Source organism: Polyangiaceae bacterium (assembly GCA_020633235.1).
Classification (GTDB): Bacteria; Myxococcota_A; Polyangia; order Polyangiales; family Polyangiaceae; genus JACKEA01.
The window spans coordinates 1010655-1034884 of sequence record JACKEA010000001.1; the positions used below are offsets into that span (position 1 = coordinate 1010655).

The following is a 24230-nucleotide window of genomic DNA, read 5'->3' on the forward strand; positions in this document are numbered from 1 at the left end:
CCGTATGCGTAATGTCATCTTCCACATACGAGTTCGTATGTCAAGGCGTGATAAGCGAGCGCCGTGACGTCCGAAGAGCGAGCGCCCCTGAGTCGGGAGGCGGCCAAGGCCCAAACCCGCGAGGCCTTGGTCGACGCCGCCATGGCAGCGTTCGCGGAAGAAGGGCTCGACACTCCGAGTCTGGACGCCATCTGCGCTCGAGCGGGCTACACCCGAGGGGCCTTCTACGTTCACTTCAAGGATCGCGACGACTTGGTCGCGGCCGTGATGGAGCGCGTCATCGGTCAGCTGATAGAAGCCTTCGTTGCTTCCGGTGCCGCGCTCGATCTGCGCAAGACGATTCGAGGCTTCGCTGCATCCGTCGCTCAGGGAGCATTCCCCACCCCGAGCGCCGTGCTCAGCCACCAGCTGATGCAGGCGTGTGCGCGATCGTCCTACCTGCGTGAGCGCTACGCTTCGCTCCTGCGCGGTGCCATGAACCGCGTCGCGGAGGTTGCTCGTCAGGGTCAAGCCGAGGGTTCGCTTCGGAAGGACGTCGATCCCGAGCGCCTCGGTGAGCTGCTGGTCGCCATTGTCTTGGGCGTGCAGACGCTCACGGAGCTCGAGCTGCGGGTGGACGCGAGCGGCGCCGGTGCATCGCTGATTCGAATGCTCGAGACGGAGTAGCGCTCAGTCCCAGCTCGCGCGAAAGCGGACCCGCTCGACTCTCACGTCCCAGCTGTCGCCGTCGGACTCTGGCTGTTGCCACTCCAGGCGCACGCCTTTCGCGCCGGCGAGCTCCAGCGCGCGGCTCACGAAGCCGTTCGTGCTGTGTACGTACAGGCCGCTCATGGCAACGGGAATGTTCGACAGCTCCCCGTCGAATCCGCTCGGGCCGATGCGGCTCACGCTGGCCTGGCAGGGCTCGAAATACCGGTTGAAAGCCACAGGGAGCCGCGCTGCCATCAGCTCCGGGCTCGCGGTGCGCAGCATGTGGCGCGAGGTGGTTTCCGCATCGATGCGAGCGCTGGCTCTGGAGCGCGCCTCGATGAAACGCCCCACCGGAACGTGTTCCAGGTCCGCGGCCACGACGAACAGCGCCAACAGCGGCGCAGCGTCGTAGTCCCCGGCCGCCAAGAACAGCTGATCGAAGTAACTCCGGAACGGGCCGTTCCCGAGGCGCGCGAAGCACGCAGCTCTCCCTCCCGGGGTCTTGCGCTGCACGTAGTCGAGAGCGTTCGTGTACGAGAGCCCGCGGGCGCGAAATGGACTCTCGCCCACCGGAAACAGCTCGGAGCCAAGCGGCTCGAACCGCCAGATGGGCATACCGATCGCCTGACTCAGTTCGGCAGGCAGGCCATGGTCGAGCTGGGAGATGCCGAGCTCGAGCCAATGAAGCGATCCGCGGTCTGCGCGCTCGTGCCCGGGATCTTGGAGCACTCACCGTTCAGCGAGCTCTGCTTGGAGACGCAGTTCCCGCTCTGCCCGCCGTCAAGGCTGGTGCAGAAGGTGGGTGCCTTGCCGTAGCTGTCGGGGCAGACGCCTTCGCAGGCGAGGGTGCAGAAGCCTGCTTGCTGACTGCCGCCGGTGGGCGTGAACAAGTAGCAGGAGCCTTGCTGGCTGCCTTCCGAGAAGTTGCAGTCAGCGTCCGAGGCGCAGGGGTCGCCGACGAACGGCTTGGGCGGCGGCGTGATGCCATTGAGCAACGGGAAGGTGCTCGTGTCGTCCACCCGCACGAAGGTGAAGCCGTCGGCCTCCAGCTTGGAAATGATGGAGTCGAGGTGATTCACGGTGTTTTGGTGAATGTCGTGGAACAGCATGATGCCGCCGTTCTTCCGTTTCACCTCGGAGATCGCGTAGCCCTCCAGATCCCCACGGTACTGGTCGGGAACGTATTGGAAGGTGCTGGGGGCGCAGTATCCGACGCCGCCGGCGGAGGACGCGTAGCACCAGTCGCCGGTGTCGATGTGCCACCCGGTCACCGTGTAGCCGTAGTTGTGGACGAGATCGATCCCTCCGCAGCTGGCGGAGCCGAACGGGAAGCGGAAGTACTTCGGCGTGTCACCTGCGGCCAGCAAGATGTCATGGGTGTTCTTCACCTCTTGATCCACCTTCGAGATGGATTGCGTCTTGAGGTTCAGGTGGTGCTGGGAGTGATTGCCGAGGATGTGTCCTTCGGCGAGGATGCGCTGGAGCACCGCCCGCGCGGCGTCGGAGCTCACCCGCATTCCGTTCACGAAGAACGTCGCCTTGATGCCGTGCTGGGCGAGGATGTCGAGCACCGTCGGCGTAGTCTCGGGGTTGGGCCCGTCGTCGAAGGTGAGCGCGACGTGCTTTTCGAAGCCACTCTTGTCCGGAACGACCACGCCAGAGCATCCCGTGGAGTCCGCCTTGCCCATCTCCACCTGCTCGTAGGCGTCCTCCCAGGCTGCCTTGGTGTCGTCGCTCACCGTCGCGTGATCGTCGTCCGCGGGAGCACTGCATCCTGCGAGAGCCACCATCGCGACGGACAGTCCTACGGGAAGAATTCGAACAGGCTTCATAACGATTGCTCCAATGATGGCGCGGAGGCGCTGGGCCCCGGCCGGGCGCCCAGCCGCTGGGCGCACACCGCCGAGTGTATCGGAAGATTGCCCGGCCGCGTCAATCTGCCCCGATCATCCCCCGACAATGCCGCCTTTAGCGGGCGTTGGCGCAGCAGCGAACCCCGGTCTGAGGGCCGTGATAGTACTCGTCGTGGCCGGTGGTGGCGGCGATGCAGTTGTTGCGGCCGGCGAGCCACCAGCCGCCCCGGAGCGATGCTCGGTAGGGCGCGATGAACTCGTCGCGGTAGGTCCATTCGTCGACGTTGCCCACCATGTTGCGGACCCCGAACGGGCTCACGCATTCCGGCCGCGCGTCCGAGGCTACGCGAAGGTCGCGTAGCTTCCCTCGGCGCGTGAGATCCGTCAGGTCGTGGTTGCAGCGTTTCGCGTCGCGCTCGAAGCCGTACGGGTAGGGAAGCATGGCTTCCCCTTCGCAGGCGAACTGCCACTCGCTCTCGAAGCACAGGCGCTTGCCTTGGCTCTCGCAGAGCTCGCGGCTCATGGTCCACGACTGATCCACGAGCGGGAGCTTCTCCCCTTCGGGTGTGTACTCGTCGCGGTCGATGCAGAAGCGTCGATGCTCGCGCTCGCCGGCACAAATCGCCGGACGCTCGAAGACGGCGCAGCGATGATGACTCAAGAAACCGCCCGGTCCCTGGTCATCGAGGTACTTCAAGCACTTCTGCTTCACCTTTGGGCAGTACTCACCCTCCACCAGCACCATCTCCGGCGGGCAGGGAGGCTCTTCTTCCGCGCCGGCCTCCGCGGCGTCGACGCCCGCGTCTTCCGCGCCACCCTCGGCAATGTACTGAGTCCACCAGGGAACCGTTTCTCCCGACGAGTAGCAGAGCTGGGCGCCACTCTTGGCGCCACCGTTGCCAGGCTGGCTGACCGGCTCGAAGCGACACTCCATGGGCGGCGGCGCCGGCGCCAGCACCACCACGCTGGATGTAGGGCGCGCCACCGGTTTTTCCGGCTCTTCGCAGCCTGAGCCCAGGAGCGCGAGCATCGTCGCGCTCAAGCATCGTCGCCGTGTGATCATCGCCCTCGAGCCGAACCGCGGGATGGTACATCGCGCGGCGACGAGCGGGCTACTCAATGCCAGAGCAGGGACAGCTCCAAGGAGAGCGTGCGCGCGACCAGAGTTTCGCTCCGCCCCACGCCGAACGCCGCGCCCCCGGTCAAGAGAGCGCCCAGGGACCAATCGTCGGCCACGAACCCGTCCCATCCAACGAAGGCGCTGGCGCCCGCACCGGGTCGAGCGCCGCTGTCTCCCGCGGAAGTGATGGCCGGGGCGAAGCGCCCGCCGAGGTGCAGCCCCGCCTCTGGATTCGGGAAGTAGTCGAAGAACGGGCCGCCCAGGAACGAGGTGGCGGTCACTGTTTCGTCACCCGGGGTGGTCGACGCCACCGGAGAGTGCACGAGCGCCAGGCCGATACCGGTCGCGAGTCCCGGAAAGACCGTGGGCCCGAAATCCAGGGACAACGACAGGGCCGGTCCACGATGATCCACGCCGCCGCCCTTCACGCCCAAGAAGCCGCCGCCGGCAGCGAGCCGAAGGTAGAAACCGTCGTGGCGGAGCGGGCGATCCGCGGTGTCGTCGATCACGGACAGACAGATCTGGGGCCGAGGCGCCGGCGCCGACTGGGGTTCGGCTTTCGCTTTGGGAGGCGTGAGCTCGCCTTCGATCACGTCGTCCGACAGGCAAACGGATGGCCGGCACGCCTCCGGATCCACTTCGCAGTCGGGCGTCTCGTCCGGCTGACCGCGCGCTGCGCCAGGGGTGAGCGTGGCCAGCGCCGCAGCCACGAAGCGTGCACGCCGCGCGAGGATCCGAGCTCGGTCATCCGTGGGTCCGCTCATGTTGGTCCGCCGCGAGCAACACCACTTTGCGCTCGCAGGGTGGCGATGGCAATCGCCGTCGTGAACGCGATCAGCACCAGCGTGGCCACGCGCTGAAGCGCTGGCGAGAGCACGACGATCTCGCCGCCCAGGAACTGATCCCAGACGTAGAGCACGAAGTCCGCGCCTGACGAAAGCAGCAGCAGCAGCCCAATCCCGAACAGCACGCGCCGGGCCGACAGCGCCCTGAGCGCCAGCACCATTCCGCCGAAGGCCGGCACGCCGGTGGCCACTACCGCCACGCCATGGACGAACGGAAAGCGATCCGATGGCAGCAGCGGCACGATCAAGATGCCGAGCGCCGCGGGCGCACCGATCCGTCGCGTCCAGCGCGCCGCCGTCCGTGCGCTTACCTCCGGCAGCGAGAAGAACGCCAGGGCCAGCGACAGGATCCCTGCGATCATGCCGATGAGGGCGAGCGTCGCGCCGGGGTTGGGCCGTCCGTCGAGGCCGTGGGAATGCAGCAGGTCGCACAGATAGTTGCGCCAGAAGTCGTGCCCGGTCGCCCGAGGATCGAACCAGGTGCCGCCGGGGTAGCGGGCCATCGCGACGCCCACCAACGCCACGAATGCAGCGTTGGCCGCGAGGGTGGCGAGACCCAGGGTGCGTCGCATCGGGGCTCCACCGTAGCAAACACGCAGCGAGGAGCGATGTTGGCCCAGCGGGCCGGGGCCCGCGAAAATGCCCGCGACGTGCCCCGCGGACGCCTACTACTGCTGCTGGCCCTGGCTGGCTGTGACGACTCCGCTCCGCTCCGAGCGGAGCTGCCGCTGCAGGTTGCCCATGCGAGCACGGTGGGGCGCGCTCCCCCTCCAGCAGCGCGCCGCTGTCCGAGCGACATGGTGGACGTGGCGGGCCGTTTCTGTGTCGACAGGTTCGAGACGTCACTGACGGGTATCGCGGCGGGCCGACAGCTTTCTCCTTATTACAACCCGACCCCGCTGCTCGCGGAGCGGGACCATCACTTGTGGGAGTATCAAGCGCCGCGCATGGGCTCCACGGCGGCACGGGAGACTCCGTTGCCGGAGCTGCCCGCGTGGCAGCTGGCGCCCGGGGTGAAGTACCGCGCGGAGTCGAAGCGAGGGCGCATTCCCAACGCCTACCTGGATCTCGACAACGCGCGCGAAGCGTGTGCGAACGCGGGCAAGCGGCTATGCACTCACGAGGAGTGGCTCATGGCATGCCGAGGACAAGCGGGCACGCGTCATCCGTATGGGGAGCACTACGAGCCCGGTCGCTGCAACGTCGCGCGGCCGCTGCACCCGGGGGGCGTGCTGCACGGCAAGACCGCGGGCGGGTACCTCGATCCGCGGCTCAGCCAGGTGAAGCTCCACGGCAAGCCGCTGCTCGAGCGCAGCGGTGAGCGTGTGGCATGCAAGAGCGTGTGGGGCGACGACGCCGTGTACGACATGGTGGGCAACCTGGACGAATGGATCGACGACCCAGGCGGCACGTTCCTGGGCGGCTTCTACGCCCGAGACACCGCCTACGGCTGCGACATGCGCGTCACCGTGCACTCGGCGGACTACTACGACTACAGCATCGGCGCGCGCTGCTGCCGTTGAAAAGCTTCAATCCAAGCGCATCACGTTGTGTGGGCTTCCGGCCGCGCGTACGGTGACGCCGCCCGTTCCGAGGAGGCTTCATGCGCGCGTACACCCTGGCTTCGATCGTCCCGTTGCTCTTGCTCTCGTCCACGGCCCTCGCGGCGCCGTCGAAGATCCTGACGGGGCCGTTTGCGGCGACTCCGAGCAAGGACGTGGTTTCCACGGCGCGTGCCGCGGTGACGCCATCGGCCCACGGTGCCACGCTCGAATATCGCAGCGTGACGGCGGACGTCGGGACCAGCCGTGTCGTGCGCTTCGCGCAGACCCATCAAGGAGTGCCCGTGCTGTTCCGCGGCGCCGGCGTCGTACTCCGCAAGGACGGCACTCCAGCCTTCGCCGTGGTGCGCACGGAAGACCAGCTGCCGAGCACGTCGCCGGCTATCTCGGAAGCTCAGGCTCTCGCGGATGCCACCTCGCTCGCCAAGCTCACGGCCAAGCCGGGCGACGCGCGCCTCACCATTTATCCAACGGCTAGCGGGCCGCGGCTTTCGTGGGTGGTCGTGCCCAGCGCGCGCCTGTCGGGCGTGCCCTGGGTGCCCGTCGTGATCATCGATGCGCAGAGCGGCGAGCGCATTGCGGCCTGGAATGCAGCGCGCTTCGCCGGCGCCGCCAAGGTGTATGCGTCCAATCCCGTCGCTTCGCCCAGCCTCATGGACGTCACGCTGCCCGTAGGAACGGGCGAAACCACCCTCACGAACGCCACGGTTCAGTCGCTGAACTGCGTGGACACCAAGCAAGCGAAGGACATCAGCATCAGCGGGTTCAACCTGAAGGTGCACGTGTGCGAGCTGAAGCAGTTGGCCGCCGCCGACAGCAACGGCGACTTTCTCGATGCGCCCGGGGCGGACAAGGAGCCCGAGGATTCGTTCAGCGAGATCAGCATGTTCTACCACGTGAACGTCGCCTACGACTTCTTCACGGCGATGGGCATGACGGAGCTATCCACCAAACCGTTGCCCACGGTCTCGAACCTCATGCTGCCGGACGGCGTGCAGACCTTCGACACCACCAAGATGGCGGATCCCAACCTGCCCTTCGTGCCATTCCAGAACGCGTTCTTCGCGCCCGCCAATCCGCTGTTCTCCGGCATCTTCGGACTCACCGGCGCGGCCATGTGGTTCGGTCAAGGTCCGGCGCGGGACTACTCCTACGACGGTGACGTCGTCTATCACGAGTTCACCCACGCGGTGGTGGATCACACCCTGAAGCTGGTGGGCACCTACCACGCGGACGAACAAGGCTTGTCGTCGTCGCCCGGTGCCATGAACGAGGGGCTCGCGGACTACTTCTCGTCGGCAATCACCGGTGATCCGAAGGTGGGGGAGTACGCATCGCAAGATCTGGCGCCCGGCCTGCCCGCGATTCGCGATCTGTCCAACAAGAACACGTGCCCCGCGAACATCACAGGCGAGGTGCACTCGGACTCGCAGTTCTGGTCGGCCGCGCTGTGGGCGGCGCGCAGCGGGCTCTCGGCAGCGGATCAACCCAAGTTCGACAAGGCCATCTTCGACGTGATGGCGGCCTCCCCAGGCGGAGATCTCGGCTTCGACGAGCTGGCCCAGCTGTTCATCACCTCCGTGAAGACGGCCATCGATCAGACTGCCGCCGACGCGCTCCAGAAAGAGATGACGGATCGCGGCGTGTTGCCCGGCTGCCAGCGTGTGCTCGAGTACGCCGACAAGCCAATCAACGGCGCCGACCCGTTCCTCGGCGGTGCGTTCTGGGCGCCGGGCACGCAAGACGCTGCCATCAGCGGCGCGCCGTACGCGCCCGGCGTGCTCCAGTTCCACGCGTCCTTTCCGGGCGCTACGCAGATGACCGTCAGCTTCAACGAGGTACAGACCGGAGGCGGCGGGAGCTCGCCCTTCGGCGGCGGTACTCCTTTCACTCCGCAGATCGTCGTGCGCTTCGGCAACGATCCGATCACCTTCGATTACTCGTCGGGGTTGTCCGCCACCGCGGACGCCACGACGGACGCGCCCATCGCCGGGGGCAAGGGCTCCGCCACCTTCGAGGTTCCGGAAGGCGCCACCAGCGCGTACGTGATGATCGTGAATGGCGGTCAATCCTCCGGCGGCTACAAGAACGTCGACTTCGCCTTCGAGGGCGCGCCGCAAGCAGACGCCGGGGTGGGGGATGGCGGAGTGCCGGAAGGCGGCGCCGACGCGGGCGCGAGCCCCACGCCCAAGGCCAGCGAGGACGACAGCGGCTGTGGCTGTCGCGTTGCGGGACAAAGCCAGCGAAGCTCGGCCTTTGCGCTGCTTCTCGCCGCGTTGGGCCTGGCGTTCGCACGGCGCCGGCGCTGAGGGTGGAGCTGTTCCACATCACGACGCGCGCGGAGTGGGACGCCGCGCGCGCATCCGGTGCGTACCGCGCGCCGAGCCTCGAGACGGAGGGCTTCATTCACTTGTCCACCGCGGAGCAGTGGCGCCGCGTCGCCCGCGAGCGCTTCGCTGATCGCCGCGACTTGGTCCTGCTGCGCATCGATGCCGCGCGCCTGTCACATCCCGTGCACTTCGAAGCCGCCGACGGCGATCACTTTCCGCACCTGTACGGTGAGCTGGAGGCGAGCGCCGTGTTGGATGCGCGCTTGTTGTCCGTGTCCATCGACGGTGACGCCGCGCTTCAGTGACACGAAGCGTTCGTGCGCTTTTCATTTTGATGTTGGTCCGGCGCGCACCCATCGCGCCGCGACGACAATCATCGTCGCAAACAAAATTTGAACATTCGAAGTTGACAAGCTACTAACCAGGGCGTATCAACTCACACGTTCACATGTTGCTTTTCAAAACCATCCATCGCACTTCGCTACCCGGCTCTCTGCCCGTGTGCGCCAGTGCGCTCGTCGCCAATCGGGAGGCGAGGTAGGCGGGTCTGCTACTCCACTCAGTGGTGTGGGCAGGCCGCCGCGGGAAACCCGGCGGCTTTTTGCATTTCAGCTGTTTTTCCGGGCGATTAGCGACAAATCGAAGAAAAGAGAACGAGCCTTCAAACGAATCCGACGGTCATCCGTCGAACCCAAAACGAACCATGATCCATTCACCCAAATCACTCCTGCAATGCGCGTATGGCGATTGCGTCGGTCTGCCTGCGGGCACGCCGACCGCGTGGCTATTCGTGCGCATTGGCAACAGGGAAGAGGAGGGCGCCTAGGCGGCTCGTCGTAGCGTAAGCACAACGCGCGCCTAGCCGCCTCTGGTCCCGAACCAAAGGCGGCTTTTTTGCATTTGGTTTCCGTGATCGCGACGGATTGCGGAAGCGACGGGGAGAGTGTGTGCCGCGACGTTCGCGGCGCGACGGGAGAGGTGTGTCCAGCGATGACCGCGTGAGCGACGTCAGAGGTGTTACCGCGGCGAACCAACAAGAGAACGAAGAAGGAAGTCCACGCGGGGACGAGAACCCCGCGGGCAAGGGACTGAAAGCTCGGGGTACTAGCTCAAGGGCAGAGCAGTCGGTTCTTAACCGATCGATCGGGGTTCGACTCCCTGGTGCCTCACCAAGCCTGGCGTTCGCCAGGCCCACCTTGGCCATTTCTGGTCGGCGCACACGTGCGCCTTGGTGTTTGACAACTCATGCGACGAGAAGAGGCACGCCCGACGCGGGCGTGCCGCCTTCTCGACCTTTGGCTGCAGCGCTTTGGCGAGGTGGCTGGAGGTCACGGGTAGCCAAGCCACGGCTACCCACGCTGCCCGCGTACGCATCTGGTGAAGCGACCGGATTGTCGATCCGGCGAGGAGGGTTCGATCCCCTTCGCGGGCGCAACGCGCGATCTCCCTGTCCTGCCGGAAGCAGGCACCGGTCTACGAAGCCGGTCGAGCTTGGTTCGACTCCAAGCAGGGAGGCCGTACTGCCGGCGTGCAAGCTCCGTTTTGGTCCCTGGTCAGGAGTTTCGCGCGCCTCTGGGGTGTGTGCTGCGCTGGGACGCAGGTCCGGCCGTAAACCGGGCGCCACTTGGCTAGCGGGGTTCGATTCCCTAACGCCCCACCGCGACCACCGGCATTGGTGTCGGTGGTCACCCTTACCCACTACGGGAGAACGACGATGAAGAAGAAGAGACGAAGGTAGGTGAGCATCATGACCGCGAGAACCCTGGTCCTGACTTCCTGGTACTTTCCGCACAAGATCGTGTGTTGGCAGGACGCCATCACGCTGATGTACCTGGGCAAGGTGGACGTGGTCGCCTCGTACGACGAGGAGATCCGGTCCCCCTCCACGACCCTGCGGACGCCGGCTGTCGTGCGCCTGAAGCGCATGACCCGCGCGCAGAAGCACGGCGTGAAGTTCTCGCGGATGAACGTCTACCTGCGTGACGACTTCACGTGTGCCTACTGCGGCAAGCGTTTCGCAATGTCGCAGCTGACCTACGACCACGTGCTGCCGCGCTGCCGCGGTGGCAAGACGGCGTGGGACAACATCGTGACCGCTTGCCGTCCGTGCAACTCGCGGAAGGCAGACAAGACGCCCGATCAGGCAGGCATGTGGCCGCGAACGCGGCCAATCCGGCCGAAGTCGCTGCCCTTCGCTCCGCCGCTCTTCGACCCGAAGACGGCGCCGCCGGAGTGGCAGGACTACTGCGCGGTGATCCCGCGCATGGGCGTCGCTTGAGTGAAGGCGCCGGCCGCTCTTCGCCGGGCGGTTGGCGCCGCGCTCTCTCCAAAGATTTTCCGCGTCCGTCCGACGAGGCCCTACACGCACCCTCATGGCGGTTCGAATCCGCCCGTGCACGCTAGAGCGCGTAGCCTAACGGTAAGGCATCGGTTATCGGCACCGACGAAAGTCCATGGCTTCGTCACTCGGACGCGGACTTTTCTCCTCGGTGTGCTCCGCTTCGGCGTCGAGCCCCACACAGGTTTTCCGTGCCCGCCCGATGAGGACGCAACGAACGTGGTTCGAGTCCACCTCGGCTCATGGAGAGCAATCGACTGCAACTCGATAAGGTTCATGGCTTCCTCACTCGGACACGGACATCCCTTTCGAGTCGCGCTCCGCCTCGGCGTCGAGCTCCCACAGTATTTCCGCGCCCGCCCGAAGAGGCCCTACACGCAAGCTAGCTCAAGTAGAGCAATCGACTTCTAATCGATAGGTTTTCGCGGCTTCTTCACTCGGGCGCGGACAAGTGTTCCCGAGAGCCGCGCTCTCGCCCAGATTTCCCCGCGCCCGCTCGACGAGGCCCTACACGCAACACAGTGTGGTTCGAATCCACCGAAGCTCACGTAAATGAGCACCAACATCATTGGAACTGATACGCGGCTTCTTCACTCGGGCGCGGGGCAAAGCTCTGTCGTGACACCACGACGCCACTGAACACAGTACTCTCGGAGGACCCATGACGACCCAGCACCCGCTTCCGGAATCTCAGATGGGGCCGGCGGAGAAGTTGCTCGATCTCGTGCTCTCCTCCTCGGCACACTTGTGGCACAACCGTCCGGGCTTGGACGTCGGCGGCACATGGCAGCCGCGCCGGCGTGCTCAGCGGGGCGCGGCGCGCCAGGGCGTGCCGGTGCGTCCCGGCTTGTTCGTGCCGGCCGCCGCCACGCTCTACTCCAAGCTGCTCGAGATCTACGATCTGAACGTGGATCTCATGGCCCACTTCGCCAGCTACGCCCTGAAGGAAACGGACTGGCGTGACTTGAAGGTGGCTACCGCGGCGCTGATGCTGGTGCAGCAGCGCTCGGGCCAGCCGGTGCATGACGACGACGGCACGGTGGCCTTCTACGACGACGACTTCCGTCGCATCGGCGAGGCCATGGTGCTCTTCTACGAGAAGAAGTCGCCGCGCATGATGACGCCAAAGGGCGTGCTTCGCATTGCGGAGCTGCTCGAGGCGCCGGAGATCGTCGAGCTGAACCGCTTGGCGGGTTTCGGCGACCCGGCGGCCAAGAAGGCTCCGCTCGGTCGTTGGAAGCGCGCGGCGGACAAGTGGCTTCGTGTGCGCGAGGCCAACCGTCCGCTGCTCGAAGGCCTGGTATCTGCCGGCTACAAGGAGACCATCAAGAAGATCGCCCGCAAGGTCGGCTACAAGCCGGATAGCCAGGCGTTCTTCGAGATCCTCGGCTGGAAGCAGAAGCAGTCGGCTGGCGGCCACCGCAGCGTGGGCCTCGAAAACCTCGTGCTCGAGAAGCGCGAGCGCTTCGATGGCCTCAGCGAGGCGGAAATCTGCGAGACCATCGAGTCTCAGCGCCTCGAGTACAAGGACGTGGTGGGCCGCCTGCCGAAGGACATCGGTCTCACCCCGGCCATCATGGTGGCGCTGCTCTCCACGCTGTCGGATCGCGACCTGCGCATCCTGACTCCCACGCTGGAGGAGCTCGGGCTCTTGACGGAGCCGGAGATCCGCGAGCGCTGGGAAAAGGCCATCGAGAGCAGCACGGATCAGCGTTCGCTCAACATCGCGAAGAACGTTCGCGACCAGAGCGTACGCGAGAAGCTGGAGGAGGCCGCCGACAACGCTGCCAAGAAGGCGGTGGAGGAGGCGACCCGCGAGGTGGACGTTCGCGTCATGTTCCTGATCGACAAGTCGGGCAGCATGCAGGGCGCGATCGAGCAGTCCAAGGAGGCGCTGTCCCGCATTTTGGCCGGTTTCCCGGAAGGCAAAGTCCACATCGCGAGCTTCGACACCATGGGTACGGTGCTTCGGCCCAAGGCTCCGAGCCGCGCCGCCGTGCAGCACATGCTGAGCGGCATCCGCGCGGAAGGTGGCACCCTGCACTCGGCGGGCGTGTACGCGCTGAGCCGGCAGGGTGTCCGCATTCCGCCGGACGCGAAGCTGGTGGTCATCGTGGTCGGTGACGAAGCGGGAGAGAGCGGCGGAAACTTCGCCGAGAGCTTCCAGCGTGCCGGCTACGAGCCGAGCGCCATGGCGCTGATGGTCAACGTGGCAGTTTCGCGCGGCAGTACCGTGCGGAGCGCTGCGGAGGCTCTGAGCATTCCGTTCAGCCAGGTCACGATCGAGCAGTTCGACGATCCATACCAGGTGCCACGGGTGCTCAAGGCCTTGCTGGACGCGCCGCGCTCGGCGCCGAAGCAGCAGTTCGGCTGGGTGGAACGCGTGATGGCGACGCCCCTGTTGGAGCTGTGAGATGGATTACCGGAAGTTTCTGGGAAAAACGTCGGCGGAGGTGCTGCCGTACCTCGGCGGTGCCTTCGTCGACGCGCCATCTCGCCGCCTGCGCGTGAGCGTGGAAGAGCGGCCGGGTTGGATCCGCTTTTCGATCTCCGGGCGGGTCGCCACTCCGGTGGACCGAGCCGACCCTCCAGACCTTTCGGGTTTGTCGGTTCGCCGCGGTCACTTCGCGGACGGATGGCTCTTTGCCGGCGGTCGCAACGCAGAGCGCGTCGAGCTCTTGCCGGCGGAGGTGCCGGCAGTGCTCAGCCCCATCACCACGCGGCGCTGGCACAGCGGCGCGCTGCTCTTCGACAGCGTCGATTTCGAAGGCGAGGCGGAGGACGCCGCGCGTCAGGCGCTGGAAGAAGAGCGCGGTATCGCCGAGCTCAAGGGTGTCGGTGCTTCGCTGCGCGCGGCCTTCGGCGTCGCGTTGGTGCTGCGCGTCGCGCGGCGCCTGGACGTGGACGTCTCGCCCCGGGAGGCAATTGGAGCTGCGGCTCCGATTTCCGAGCGTGGCGCTGCCGCCGCCGAAGCCTTGCTCACGGATCTGGTGGAGCGCCGGCGGCTGGAGCGCGTTCGCGTGGATGCCTGGCTGGCCCAGGCGGGCATCGTGCCCGTGCAGCTCGCCGCGCGACCGGCGGCGCAGAGCTTCCGGGATCGCGCGGATCGAGCGCTCACCGCTGCGGGGGCCGAGCTCTCGGATTGCCGTAGCCTCGGCAACGGCCTTTCCGAGGTCACCTATCGCTTCATGGGGGAGCGCTTCATCACGGTGGTGAACGAAGACTCGCTCCAGGTGGTGGATGCCGGTATCTGCCTCAGCGGTTCCGACCGTATGGTGACGCTGGAGAGCCTGCCGTCGGTGATCCGCGAGGGCTACGACACGGATCAGCTCAACATCACGAGGCGGTGACATGTCCGGACGCGAAGTGTTCTTCTTGATCGGCAAAGGCGGTGCGGTCCTGTGGAGCGACGCCTCCACTAGCCCGAGCCGCCTGCCGGACTCCCGCAGCCGCTGGCAGGCGATCTGGGCGCACCGCGAGGAGCTCGAGGAGCTTTCGCACAGCCATCCGAACGGCCCGCTGGCGTTCTCCGCGGAGGACGAGACCACGATGGCCGCGTTGAACAGCGCGCTCGGCAAGGAGCTTCGCTTCAGCGTGGTGGCGCCCAGCGGCGTCCTCGCGAAGAGCGGGGAAACGATCGGGCAAGTGGAGAGCGAGCCCTGGTGGGCGGAGCTCTTGCGCCTGGCTTCCGGGATGCAGACGACAACCGTGGCTCCCGCCACGGGCGGAGAGCCCAAAGCAGGGGAGGAGTGAACCATGGCAATCCTGAACATCACGTACAACGGCCTGAGCGCGGACTACCCGCGTGAGATCGAGGACCGCGTGACGGACGCAGACGTGCGGCGCATCGCCGTGGAGATCGTCCGTACGGGCGGCCTGCGCGGCCTGCACATCGCGAGCCTGCCGGACAACGCGTTCGACTACTACGTGGTCGACCGCTTCGACGGCCGTCGCGGTGCGCTCCGCATCTACCTGCGGCCGAAGGTGCCGTTCGGCGCCGAGAGCTGAGCCGAGGACGTCATGCGCATCGTATTCTGCGGCGTAGGCGCCCTCGGCTCGCTCACCGCTCTATTGTGCCGGAACCTGGATGCCGCCCTGGCGTTCGTGGACTTCGATCGCGTGGAGTCCAAGAACCTCCTGTCGCAAGCCTTCGTGAAGCAGTCCGTTGGCAAGAACAAGGCGGAAGCGCTGAAGCTCCAGCTGTGGAACTTCCACGGTATCAAGGCCGAGGCCTTCGGCGTGCGTCTTTCCGAGGACAACGCGGACGCGCTCTTGAGCTCGGCGGATCTCATCGTAGACGGTTTCGACAACGCGAAGAGCCGCCGACTGCTCAGCGACTACGCGCGGAAGCACGAGAAAGCCTTGGTTCACGGGGCCATTTCCGCGGACGGAACTTTCGGAATCGTGCGCTGGGACGAGCGCTTCACGGCGGACGAAGAGGACGAAGAGGGGCAAGCCACCTGCGAGGGCGGTGAGCACCTGCCGCTCATCGGTCTCGTCACGGCCACGCTGGCCCGCTCGGTCCAGGACTTCGTGCGCACTGGGGATCGCCACGACTACATGGTGAGCCTCAGCGGCGTGCAGCAAACCTGAGCTTCAATCACGTTCCAATGCGCTTCGCCATCGAGGCAAGCGCACGCGAGCTCAACCTTCACCCTGACCGGTGACTTCTGCGCGGTGATCCTCCCGAGCCGCCGGCCGAGCATCTGCTCGGCCAGCCGCGCACTGTCGAGTCGCCGGAAGCGTCTGGCCCGGACGGAAAACGGGCGACTTTACTCCGCGCTTCGGCGCGGGTCTCGAGCGGCCGCGCATCGACGCGCTGCTCTTGCGCCTGGCCCAGGCAGAAAACGGGCATCCCTTTCAACGCCGCCGGCTCGAATCCTGCCGCAACGGCGTGGACGCGGTGCACGGAGGGCACGCCGGCGCAGAAATGAACTCACTGAGCGTAGCTTAGACCCACTGTTCACCTGGGTTGACCACCATCGGTGCCACTCCGGCGAGAGCGACGGACAGGTGCCGCCGCTGCCGCGCGTCGTTCGAGGGCGGACCAAGCGGCCGGAATGTCTGCAACGATGGCGATCCGAGACGAGTGCGAAGCGGACGACAGAATTCGACACCGCGAAGACGATTTCAGTTGACGAGATTTCGGACGCTCCGCGCTCTCATTTCGTCGCTCTCGTTCGCACAGTGCCTGCGCAGCACACGTGCGCCCACTGGGCGCGCGTTCGAAAGCAAATCGCTCTTCGAGCTGTCCCCGTCTGCGAAAGCGTCTCGAGAGGGCGCTGAAGAAGGCGAAATTTCCCATGGTATGCCCGGGGAAACCACGGGGGTTTGTCATGTCATCGTCCAAAGCCATTTCCGTAGAACCGTCTGCCACCGAGCGCACTGCGCTCTCCGCACTTCAAGACCTCTCCAATCGCGATCTCTGGTCCAGCGCGGTCGTGGCCAACGCCGGTCGGCGCAAAGCCACCGCGCACTTGGTCGCCCACCTCGCCGAAATCGACCGGCGCGAGCTCGTGTTCGACGAGGGATACTCGTCCATGTTCGACTTCTGCGTGCGTGGCCTCGGGATGAGCGAGGGCACGGCGTATCGGAGCATCGCCGGGGCGCGGGCAGCGCGCTCGTTTCCGGTCGTGCTCACGCTGCTCGCGAGCGGAGATCTGCACCTTTCCGGGCTTTCGCTCTTGGCTCCGCGGCTCACTCAGGAGAATCACACTGCGCTCCTGGAAGAAGCCGCCGGCAAGACCAGCGCGGGGATTCGCGTCGTGCTCGCGCGCTGGTTCCCCAAGCCGGACGTTCCGGACCAGGTGAAGCCGCTGCGCACTGGCGGAAAGGGTCCAGCGCCGGGCGTGGAGCCGCTCTCGGAAGGGCGCTTCGAGGTACATTTCAGCGCCGGAGAGTGCCTGAAAGCGAAGCTAGAGCACGCCCAGAACCTGATGAGCCACGTGAGCCGAGAGCTCGAGGTCGTGGTCGAACGTGCGCTCGACGCGCTGATTCGCGAGCTTTCGAACAAGCGCTGGGGCGCTACGGACAAGCCGCGCCGCTCCCGCGGAACGAAGCCGGGCGAGCCCGGCCGTGCGGCCCGGCGCGAGGTGTACGAACGCGACGGCGCTCAGTGCTGCTTCGTGTCGGAGTCCGGTGTGCGCTGCACGGCGACGGCGTATCTCCAGTACGACCACATCGAAGCCACCGGCGTTGGTGGTGGCGATGGCGCTTCCAATGGTCGGGTGTTCTGCGCCAGCCACAATTTGAATGCGGCCAAGAAGACCTTCGGCCGCGAGTACGTCGAAGAGAAGATTCGCCTTCGTCAGCGAAGGCGTTCAGACCCCGAGGACGCTGCGGATGCGGAGGCGCGGGAGAAGCAAGACAAGCTCCTCTTGGCGCTGACGAGCCAAGGCTTCAAGAAGGCCGAAGCCACGAAGGCGACGGAGAAGCTCGCTGCCGAAGCCCGCAGCCTCTCGCTGGAAGAGCTGCTCCGTCGTGCACTGGCATTGCTCGTTCCGCGGTAAGCGCGATGCGCGCGGGCTGATTCCGCGCCGAACGGACGCCGGGCCGCAGCTTGTGAGAGAGGACCGACTCAGGGTTAGGCTGGCGAAAGCGCCGGTTTCGCGGAACCGGAGACCTCCGGTTCGGCTCCCTTCGGTCGCCAGGCTGCGTATTCCGCTCAACTTGGGCACGCGTTCCGACGACTTGGGCATCCGTTCCGGAGCACTTGGGCGCCGAATCGGAGCGAAGCGACGACCGCAGTGGTCAGGTGGTAGTGGATGGCGGGGTGTCGGTGGGAGCGAGCCCTTTCTTCCTCCGCATGGACTGTCCGCGCAGCGTGAGGACGTGAGCGTTGTGTACGAGGCGATCGCAGATCGCGTCGGCAATGGTCGGATCGGAAAGCATCTCGTGCCAAGTTTTCGTCGGCACTTGCGAAGTGATGACAGTGGATGAGTGGTCGTAGCGATCTTCCAGGACCTCGAGAAGATCCCGTCGCTCCGTGTCCTTCATGGGCGCGATCAGAAAGTCATCGAGCACGAGCACATCGAAGCGTGAGAGCCGCCCGAGCTCTGAAGCGTAGCTGCCATCGGCACGCGCCATCGAGAGCTGGTGAACGAGCCGAGGAACGCGGACGTACAGCGCACGGAAGCCCTGGCGGCACGCTGCATTGGCGAGAGCGCAGCCAAGGAAGCTCTTGCCAACACCGGTAGCCCCCAGGACGATCACGTTTTGCTTGGCTCTGATCCACCCGCATGTCGAGAGCGAGCGGAGAACGGCCTTGTCGAGGCCGCGGCCGGCGTCGGCGACGACCTCTTCGAGCACACCGTTGACGGGGAGCTTGGCTTCCTTCACGCGGCGTCCGGTCCTGCGGTTGTCGCGCTCGAGCCACTCGCGGTCGACCATGATGCCGACCTTCTCGGCGAAGGTCAGGCTCTTGTCGGGCTTGTCGAGTAGCTCGCGGAACACCTGCGCCATCGTGCGCAGCCGCAGCGCGAGCAGCTTGTCATGAGTTTCTTGGTCCATCATTCGTTTGTCTCCTTGTCGAAGTATTCGCCGCCACGAATGTGCTCGTGGCGCACGAAGTCGGTGGGCTCGGGGTCGTTTGTCGGTAACGGTTTTGACTCCAGTCCCCGTGCGAGGATGGCGTTGATGCTTCTGCGTGTTGGGCCACCGGGGCCAGAGATTGCGAGGGCGCGTGCGCAGGCGGCGTCGAGCCGGTCGTTGCCCACACGCTGAGCGTCGCGGGCCAGGGCTTGCACAGCCCGGTAGCCGAACTCTGGGTTACGGTAGCGGCCCAAGATGGCTTCAACGACCTTGCCGACGTTGGGTCCCATACTCCTGCCCCACGATCGCATCCGCTGGGGAGGCCACTTGCCGTACTCGCGGTGGGACTTCGGCATGTGCTCACGACACGTCACGTACGTGCCCTTCGGAGCGCGACTTCGAACGTGCGAAGCGACGCGCTGGCGGCCATTAAACACCTCGACGACTGCACGGGTTGCCCGCACCTCGACGGCTGCGCCGATGAGCGCGCACGGCGCGCTGTAGTACCGGTCGTCAAATGCAACGTGGTAGTCGACGTTGACCTTTGCCCGCTTCCACTCGCCCCGCTCGAAACGTAGGCTGGGCAGCGGTCGCATTGCGGGACGGTCGATGCCTTCGAACGCAGAGCGACGACAGCCCTCCAGTTTCTGGAACGGCCGAGAGTTGAGCCGCTCGAGCAACTCCCAGATCGCCTCGTTGAGTGCCGCCAGGCTGAAGAAGGTCCGGTTGCGGAGCGCGGCGAGGATCCAACGCTGTGCGATCAACACGCCACCCTCGACCTTGGCTTTGTCCTTTGGTTTTCCGGGCCGGGCGGGAACTACGGCGACGCCGTAGTGCTGAGCCATCTCCAGGTAGGCGGGATTGATGTCCGGATCGTAGCGGTCCGGTCCCGTGACCGCGGCACGGAGCTGATCCGGAACGAGGATCTCCGGTACGCAGCCGAAGTACTCGAAGCCGCGCACGGTGGCGTCGATGAAGTCCGCTGCGCTCTGTGTGGCGGTCGCCTCGGCGTACGTGTAGCTGCTCGCACCGAGCAGCATGACGAACAGCTCGACGTCCTTCACTTCGCCCGTGCTGGCGTCGATCAGCCTCGGCTTCTTGCCGGAGAAGTCCACGAATGACTTCTCGCCCGCACGGTGCGTTTGCCGCATCGTGATCGCCAGCTTCGATTTCCACGCAGAGTAGACGTCGCAAAACTGGCTGTACTGGTAGGGCCGCAGCGCATCGCCACGGAGCCTGGTCGTTTCCTGGTATTCGACCCACAGCGTCTGGAGCGTCACACCAGTCTTGCGCATCTCCCGATGCACCCACTCGAAGTCGATCGCTGCTCGACCTGCTGGCTCCAGTCGGCCGATGGCTTTGAATAGACGCGCCTCGAGCTCTGCGTCGCTCATCTCGCGTGCAACTTCCCAGCCCACTCCGGCGTCGCGGGCTCGCTTGAGGTAGCCGCCCACCGAGCCCTTCGAGAGACCGGTCGAGGCTTGGATCTGCCGCTGCGTGCATCCGCACTCGTGGCGTAGTCGGAGAACTTCTCGAATCTTGCGCATGGTGTGTCGCGTCGACATCGGCTCGTGCGTCCCGGAGGAACGAGGAGCCAGCTTTGCGACCACCACGGTCGTCGCCGGGCCCAAGGGGCCAGGGCGGCCTAGCCGGAGCGCAGCGCGGGCATTGCCCGCGCCGCCGGCTGGCGCCCAGGTGCACCGGAATCAGCGCCCAAGTGCGCCGGAATCAGTGCCCAAGTGTCCGGAACGGGTGCCCAAGTGCCACCGGAATGGCTGCCCAAGTGTTTCCGGAATCGGTGCCCAAGTGCGGCCGGAATACGCAGCCAGGCCTCATGGGAGTTGCGACAACTCCCGAGACGGAGGTCGAGCAGCATTGGCGCGAGCCTCTCGAGCGCCGGCTCGAATCCTGCTGCAACGACGTGGACGCGGTGCACGGAGGCCGCGCCGGCGCAGAAATGATCTCACTGAGCGTAGCTTAGGCTGGCGAAAGCGCCGGTTTCGGGAACCGGAGACCGCAGGTTCGAATCCTGCCGCTCAGACCATTGCACGGTAGCCAAGTGGAAAGGCCCGCGGCCGTTAACCGCGTCATCGCAAGTTCGAATCTTGCCCGTGCAGCCCTACCCGGCGCAGCTTGGCCGGCGCTTCACTGCGTCGGAAGGATGACGCGAACGGTGTCGAACTTGTAGGTCGCGGTCACGGCGTTGCAGTACACGTAGACTGATCCGTCTTTCACGCCGGCCGAAGCTACTTGCGCCCAGTCGTAGCCCGCCGGAGAAGTCCCGGCGTAGTGCATGATGATGGACGCTCGCGCGAGCTCGTTGACGGTGCGTCCTGGGAACGGAACCTCTGCGACGAAGGCCCCTGCGCCATTGTCCGTGCACTGGGCCTCCTTGATCTCGGGCGGCGCCGCCTTGGCGTCGGAAACGGGATCCGTGAGCGCGTCGACCAAGAATCCTCCGCTCCCGCCTCCACCAAGCGCGTCCGTCATCGCATCGGCCAAAGCGCCGCCACCCCCGCCGCCCCCGCTGCACGCAACCACCAAGACGTAGACCGCGCTTCCGGAGGCCGCCGCCCCCAAGATCCTGGACAACCGCATTTCTGAACCTCCCGTGCTCGAGCCTACTACGTCGCTCGAGCACGTTTTCTGCCGCTATCCCGATGGACGGGTCCCTCTTTCGTAATGAGGTCTTCGTGAGTTCGATTCTCACTGGCGGCTCTGCGCGCGTCGGAAGCTGACCTGGTGGTAGCGCTGGTCCGAAAAACCAGAGGTGTTGGTTCGATTCCAACCCGGCGCACTGTGGCCGCGGTGTGTTCGGTACGCACGGCAGGTTGTGTCCCTGCAGGAGCGGGTTCGATTCCCGCCGGCCACCCAAGTTCCAAGCCGTCGGCGCCAGGCTACCGTTCCAGCCGCCAGCGTCTTGCTGGCGGGAATCAGGCTGTGCGTTCCGGAAATTCTGCGGCGCCGATTCCGGAAATTCTGCGGCTTCCCGGGTCGTGTTCGTCGCCGGCGAGCTCGTCGGCGGGAATGTGCTTGGTGCGCACCGAGGGACCATCGAGGCGTAGGAGGCGGCCCCGCTCGAGGATGCGGTCGACGATGGCGTCGGCGAGGTCGTCGTCGTGGAGCACACCGCCCCAGCGCTTCGGATGCTTGTTGGTGGTAAACACCATGGCGCGGCGCCTGATGTGTCGCTCGTTGACCACGTGGTACAGGACGTTGGCAGCGTCGGCGCCGTAGCTCAGGTAGCCGACCTCGTCGACGACGAGCACATGGGGACGCACGTACGATGCGAGAGCCTCACGCATGCGGCCCTCGCGGCTTGCCAGGGAGAGCTCGTCAATGAGCTCCACGGCGGTAGTGAACAGTGCGTCGAATCCGTTTTGCAGGGCCCTGTATGCGATGGCGATCGCAAGGTGCGTTTTACCGCGACCGGGCCTACCGAGAAAGATGACGGACCGCCCCTCGGTCACGAAGTCCGGCGCGAGCAGCGAGCCGATGGTCGTGAGGCGTAGCGTCGACTGGTAGGTGAAATCGAACTCCTCGACGGTGCGCAGGAAGGGGAACGCCGCGGCATTGACGGCGCGCCTGAGGCGCGTGCCGCGACGGTGCGCGACCTCTTCCTCGAAGAGTGTCTGCAGGAGCTGACCGTGGGACCACTGCTCCTTCTCAGCACGTTGCACGAGGTCACGCCATACGCGACGCGCGTTGGCGAGGTGCAAGCGCTTGAGCAGTGAATCGAGGTCGGTCGTGGAGTCGAGCACGGACGCGGTCACGAGACACCTCCTCGCGCAGTCGGAAAGGCGATTTTCATCTGACCATCTTGCGCGGCTCTCGAGGAGAGCGCGCGACGCACACCGCTGATGGAGAGTTGTCCGTGCTCGACGGCATCAGCAAACGCGGCGCGCATGACGTCGTCGCCGTGCGTGTCGAGCAGAGTGTAGAGCTCCTCGACACGGCGACTCGCCAGCTTCGGCTCGCGGTGCGTGATCTCTGTGATGACCTCGAGGGCGTGTCGCCCGAGGTTGAGCAGGTGCTGCCGCTTCTCGTAGAGCTTGGCGCGGGTGCCGTGCACCGCAGCGATCTTCTCGGCACGATGCTCGGGCAGCGGCGCTGGCGGCTCGTCCTTCGTGCGCCTGCGGTGCCGCGCCTCGAATCGTCCCGCGACGATGTGCACCTCATGCTCGTACAGGAATAGGGTGCCGGCGACGTGGGCGGCCTTGGGCGGCATCGAGTACGGTGCGCCCTCGAACATCACTTCCGCAGTGGGGCCGACAAACACGGGGATCCGCAGTGCGAGGGTTTCCGGAAACACCTTCGCCGGACGGAGCCGTGTGAGCTCCTCCTGGCGCCGGATTTCCGGAATCACGCCTGTCGCCCGCGACGCAGTCTGCGTGTTGACTTCGATATGCCAGGTGGCGAGCTGCGCACGCAGATCCTCCTCGTCCTGGAACTTGCGGTGCTTGAAGAACGAGCTCTTCACCCATCCGACCAGGCGCTCAACGGAGCCTTTCTGGTTTCCGCTGCGTGGGGCGCACATCTCGACGCCGACGCCGATGTCGACAATCGCCTGCGCGAAGATCTGGTTGAACTCCTGGACCTCGCGCCCCTTGCCACTCTTTTTCACGATGGTCTTCGGGCGATCGAACACCGCCATGAGAGGCAGTCCGCCAAAGGCGACGAAGTCGCGCGCAAGGCAACGCAGGATGGTTTCTACGCGCTCGTTTTCGACGAGCGTGACTTGCGCGAACCGCGAGTACTTCAATCGCGACGCGAAGAAGTGCACGCGCTTCTTCCGGCCATCCACGAAACGGACATCTACATGGCCGAAATCGTGCTGCGAGAACTCACCTGGGAGACCCTCGAAGCGAACAACCGGTGCGGCGCGTGGCTCTCGGAGACCAGCGACGAGCGTGTAGAACGCGGTCTTCTTACCCGCGTATCCGGACTCCTTCGCGCGACGCAGCAACTCCTGCGTGGGCAGGTCCGGGTCCTCGGCGAGCCACTCCTTGATGCGATCGGTGAACCACGCCGCCTTCGATGGACGCCCGATGCGCCGCTGCGCGCGCACCGCCGCGTCGTCCGTGTGCTCGACGGCGTCCTCCTTCTGGATGCGTCGCACGCTGTCGTCCGAAACCTGCGCCCGCTTCGCCACGTCGGAGGGCGCAAATCCCGCACGTAGCAAGACCTGGACTTCGTGCCGCTTCAGCTGGGAGAGCATCTCCCCCTGATCGCGCGGCCTGCTTCCGGTAGGCATCAGCAACCCCATGATCGCGAGAATCAATGTCCAAATCATCATGCCTGCTCCTTTCGGCCAGGAGCCGCAGATTTTCCGGAACGGGTTGCCGCAGATTTTCCGGAACCATCACAGGCCTCATGAGCGATGCGACAACTCAGACGACGGAAGTCGTGCTGGGCTGGCGCGAGTCCCTTTCATCGCCGGTTCGATTCCCGCCGGCCACCCAAGTTCCAAGCCGTCGGCGCCAGGCTACCGTTCCAGCCGCCAGCGTCTTGCTGGCGGGAATCAGGCCTCATGAGCGATGCGACAACTCAGACGACGGAAGTCGTGCTGGGCTGGCGCGAGTCCCTTTCATCGCCGGTTCGATTCCCGCCGGCCACCCAAGTTCCAAGCCGTCGGCGCCAGGCTACCGTTCCAGCCGCCAGCGTCTTGCTGGCGGGAATCAGGCCTCATGAGCGATGCGACAACTCAGACGACGGAAGTCGTGCTGGGCTGGCGCGAGTCCCTTTCATCGCCGGTTCGATTCCCGCCGGCCACCCAAATCACATGTCTCAACAGGCTCGTGGTCGTGGCGACCATCCGGTTTCCAAGTCCGGACGTCGAGGTTCGATTCCTCGCGGGCCTGCAACGTTTCTCCCTTCAGGGGTTGTCCGAGAGGTTCGGTCCGATGCCTTGCAAGCATCCGGGTGAGGGTGCGACTCCCTCCAGCTCCACCAGCAAGCACTT

Annotated in this window: 21 protein-coding genes and 9 tRNA genes; 20 read left to right on the forward strand and 10 right to left on the reverse strand. The window is 65.7% G+C overall.

All coding sequences use genetic code 11. The features are described 5' to 3' along the window. The first annotated feature begins 63 nt into the window (after window positions 1-63). Entirely contained in the window at window positions 64-666 is a 603-nt protein-coding gene (locus H6717_04445) for a TetR/AcrR family transcriptional regulator (GenBank protein MCB9576271.1), read from the forward strand. A gap of 3 nt (window positions 667-669) precedes the next feature. Here the strand turns inward: H6717_04445 and H6717_04450 are convergent, their stop codons facing one another. The 5 genes from H6717_04450 to H6717_04470 all read right to left on the reverse strand — a co-directional run bounded on the left by H6717_04450 (window position 670) and on the right by H6717_04470 (window position 5080). Then, window positions 670-1305, reverse strand: coding sequence for a hypothetical protein (locus tag H6717_04450; GenBank protein MCB9576272.1), 636 nt, complete (start codon window positions 1303-1305; stop codon window positions 670-672). A gap of 14 nt (window positions 1306-1319) precedes the next feature. Continuing rightward, window positions 1320-2480, reverse strand: coding sequence for a polysaccharide deacetylase family protein (locus H6717_04455; protein MCB9576273.1), 1161 nt, complete (start codon window positions 2478-2480; stop codon window positions 1320-1322). Window positions 2481-2658: 178 nt separating this feature from the next. Further along, entirely contained in the window at window positions 2659-3573 is a 915-nt protein-coding gene (locus H6717_04460; protein MCB9576274.1) for an SUMF1/EgtB/PvdO family nonheme iron enzyme, read from the reverse strand. A gap of 86 nt (window positions 3574-3659) precedes the next feature. After that, window positions 3660-4427 (reverse strand): hypothetical protein, encoded by a 768-nt coding sequence (locus H6717_04465; GenBank protein ID MCB9576275.1) that lies wholly within the window; start codon window positions 4425-4427, stop codon window positions 3660-3662. Then, window positions 4424-5080, reverse strand: coding sequence for a hypothetical protein (locus H6717_04470; GenBank protein MCB9576276.1), 657 nt, complete (start codon window positions 5078-5080; stop codon window positions 4424-4426). The genes H6717_04465 and H6717_04470 overlap by 4 nt, the downstream gene beginning before the upstream one ends. 78 nt (window positions 5081-5158) lie before the next feature. Between H6717_04470 and H6717_04475 the strand changes: the two genes are divergently transcribed. The 13 genes from H6717_04475 to H6717_04535 all read left to right on the forward strand — a co-directional run bounded on the left by H6717_04475 (window position 5159) and on the right by H6717_04535 (window position 17247). Then, window positions 5159-6031: an SUMF1/EgtB/PvdO family nonheme iron enzyme gene (locus tag H6717_04475; protein ID MCB9576277.1), complete on the forward strand. Its 873-nt coding sequence runs from the start codon at window positions 5159-5161 to the stop codon at window positions 6029-6031. Window positions 6032-6111: 80 nt separating this feature from the next. Continuing rightward, entirely contained in the window at window positions 6112-8379 is a 2268-nt protein-coding gene (locus H6717_04480) for a M36 family metallopeptidase (protein MCB9576278.1), read from the forward strand. Then, complete coding sequence (locus H6717_04485; GenBank protein ID MCB9576279.1) at window positions 8376-8705, forward strand: DUF952 domain-containing protein; 330 nt, start codon at window positions 8376-8378, stop codon at window positions 8703-8705. Before H6717_04480 ends, H6717_04485 begins: the two co-directional genes overlap by 4 nt. Before the next feature lie 793 nt (window positions 8706-9498). Next, window positions 9499-9572: transfer RNA gene (locus H6717_04490), tRNA-Lys, on the forward strand. 188 nt (window positions 9573-9760) lie between these two features. After that, window positions 9761-9832, forward strand: a tRNA-Asp gene (locus H6717_04495). A gap of 142 nt (window positions 9833-9974) precedes the next feature. Beyond that, window positions 9975-10057: transfer RNA gene (locus H6717_04500), tRNA-Tyr, on the forward strand. Window positions 10058-10147: 90 nt separating this feature from the next. Continuing rightward, window positions 10148-10678, forward strand: coding sequence for an HNH endonuclease (locus H6717_04505; protein MCB9576280.1), 531 nt, complete (start codon window positions 10148-10150; stop codon window positions 10676-10678). Between the two features lie 721 nt (window positions 10679-11399). Continuing rightward, complete coding sequence (locus tag H6717_04510) at window positions 11400-13151, forward strand: VWA domain-containing protein (GenBank protein MCB9576281.1); 1752 nt, start codon at window positions 11400-11402, stop codon at window positions 13149-13151. 1 nt (window position 13152) lies between these two features. Continuing rightward, window positions 13153-14088: a hypothetical protein gene (locus H6717_04515; GenBank protein MCB9576282.1), complete on the forward strand. Its 936-nt coding sequence runs from the start codon at window positions 13153-13155 to the stop codon at window positions 14086-14088. Window position 14089: 1 nt separating this feature from the next. Continuing rightward, a complete protein-coding gene (locus tag H6717_04520) occupies window positions 14090-14491 on the forward strand; it encodes a hypothetical protein (protein ID MCB9576283.1) in 402 nt (133 codons plus the stop codon). A 3-nt stretch (window positions 14492-14494) separates the two neighbouring features. Continuing rightward, window positions 14495-14746 (forward strand): hypothetical protein, encoded by a 252-nt coding sequence (locus H6717_04525; protein MCB9576284.1) that lies wholly within the window; start codon window positions 14495-14497, stop codon window positions 14744-14746. A gap of 12 nt (window positions 14747-14758) precedes the next feature. Further along, on the forward strand, window positions 14759-15331 hold the full coding sequence (locus tag H6717_04530) for a ThiF family adenylyltransferase (GenBank protein MCB9576285.1): 573 nt from the start codon (window positions 14759-14761) through the stop codon (window positions 15329-15331). A gap of 743 nt (window positions 15332-16074) precedes the next feature. Then, complete coding sequence (locus H6717_04535; GenBank protein ID MCB9576286.1) at window positions 16075-17247, forward strand: hypothetical protein; 1173 nt, start codon at window positions 16075-16077, stop codon at window positions 17245-17247. Window positions 17248-17488: 241 nt separating this feature from the next. Here the strand turns inward: H6717_04535 and H6717_04540 are convergent, their stop codons facing one another. Further along, window positions 17489-18250 (reverse strand): ATP-binding protein, encoded by a 762-nt coding sequence (locus H6717_04540; protein ID MCB9576287.1) that lies wholly within the window; start codon window positions 18248-18250, stop codon window positions 17489-17491. Then, window positions 18247-19833, reverse strand: coding sequence for an IS21 family transposase (locus H6717_04545; GenBank protein ID MCB9576288.1), 1587 nt, complete (start codon window positions 19831-19833; stop codon window positions 18247-18249). Before H6717_04545 ends, H6717_04540 begins: the two co-directional genes overlap by 4 nt. 401 nt (window positions 19834-20234) lie before the next feature. On the opposite strand from H6717_04545, the gene H6717_04550 reads away from it, so the two are divergent. Both H6717_04550 and H6717_04555 read left to right on the forward strand, forming a co-directional pair. After that, a tRNA-Pro gene (locus tag H6717_04550) sits at window positions 20235-20312 on the forward strand. A 1-nt stretch (window position 20313) separates the two neighbouring features. Next, a tRNA-Asn gene (locus tag H6717_04555) sits at window positions 20314-20385 on the forward strand. Between the two features lie 28 nt (window positions 20386-20413). Here H6717_04555 and H6717_04560 read toward each other — a convergent pair. After that, window positions 20414-20866 carry a hypothetical protein gene (locus H6717_04560; protein ID MCB9576289.1) on the reverse strand — a complete coding sequence of 151 codons (453 nt, stop codon included), beginning with the start codon at window positions 20864-20866 and terminating at the stop codon, window positions 20414-20416. Between the two features lie 50 nt (window positions 20867-20916). Here H6717_04560 and H6717_04565 point away from each other — a divergent pair. From H6717_04565 to H6717_04575, 3 genes are all read left to right on the forward strand, one after another. Then, window positions 20917-20986: transfer RNA gene (locus H6717_04565), tRNA-Thr, on the forward strand. Window positions 20987-20992: 6 nt separating this feature from the next. Beyond that, window positions 20993-21065: transfer RNA gene (locus tag H6717_04570), tRNA-Phe, on the forward strand. 2 nt (window positions 21066-21067) lie between these two features. Further along, window positions 21068-21140, forward strand: a tRNA-His gene (locus tag H6717_04575). A gap of 61 nt (window positions 21141-21201) precedes the next feature. Here H6717_04575 and H6717_04580 read toward each other — a convergent pair. After that, complete coding sequence (locus tag H6717_04580) at window positions 21202-21987, reverse strand: ATP-binding protein (GenBank protein MCB9576290.1); 786 nt, start codon at window positions 21985-21987, stop codon at window positions 21202-21204. A 50-nt stretch (window positions 21988-22037) separates the two neighbouring features. Next, window positions 22038-23564 (reverse strand): IS21 family transposase, encoded by a 1527-nt coding sequence (locus H6717_04585; protein MCB9576291.1) that lies wholly within the window; start codon window positions 23562-23564, stop codon window positions 22038-22040. 582 nt (window positions 23565-24146) lie between these two features. Between H6717_04585 and H6717_04590 the strand changes: the two genes are divergently transcribed. Beyond that, a tRNA-Ala gene (locus H6717_04590) sits at window positions 24147-24220 on the forward strand. Window positions 24221-24230 lie beyond the last annotated feature (10 nt).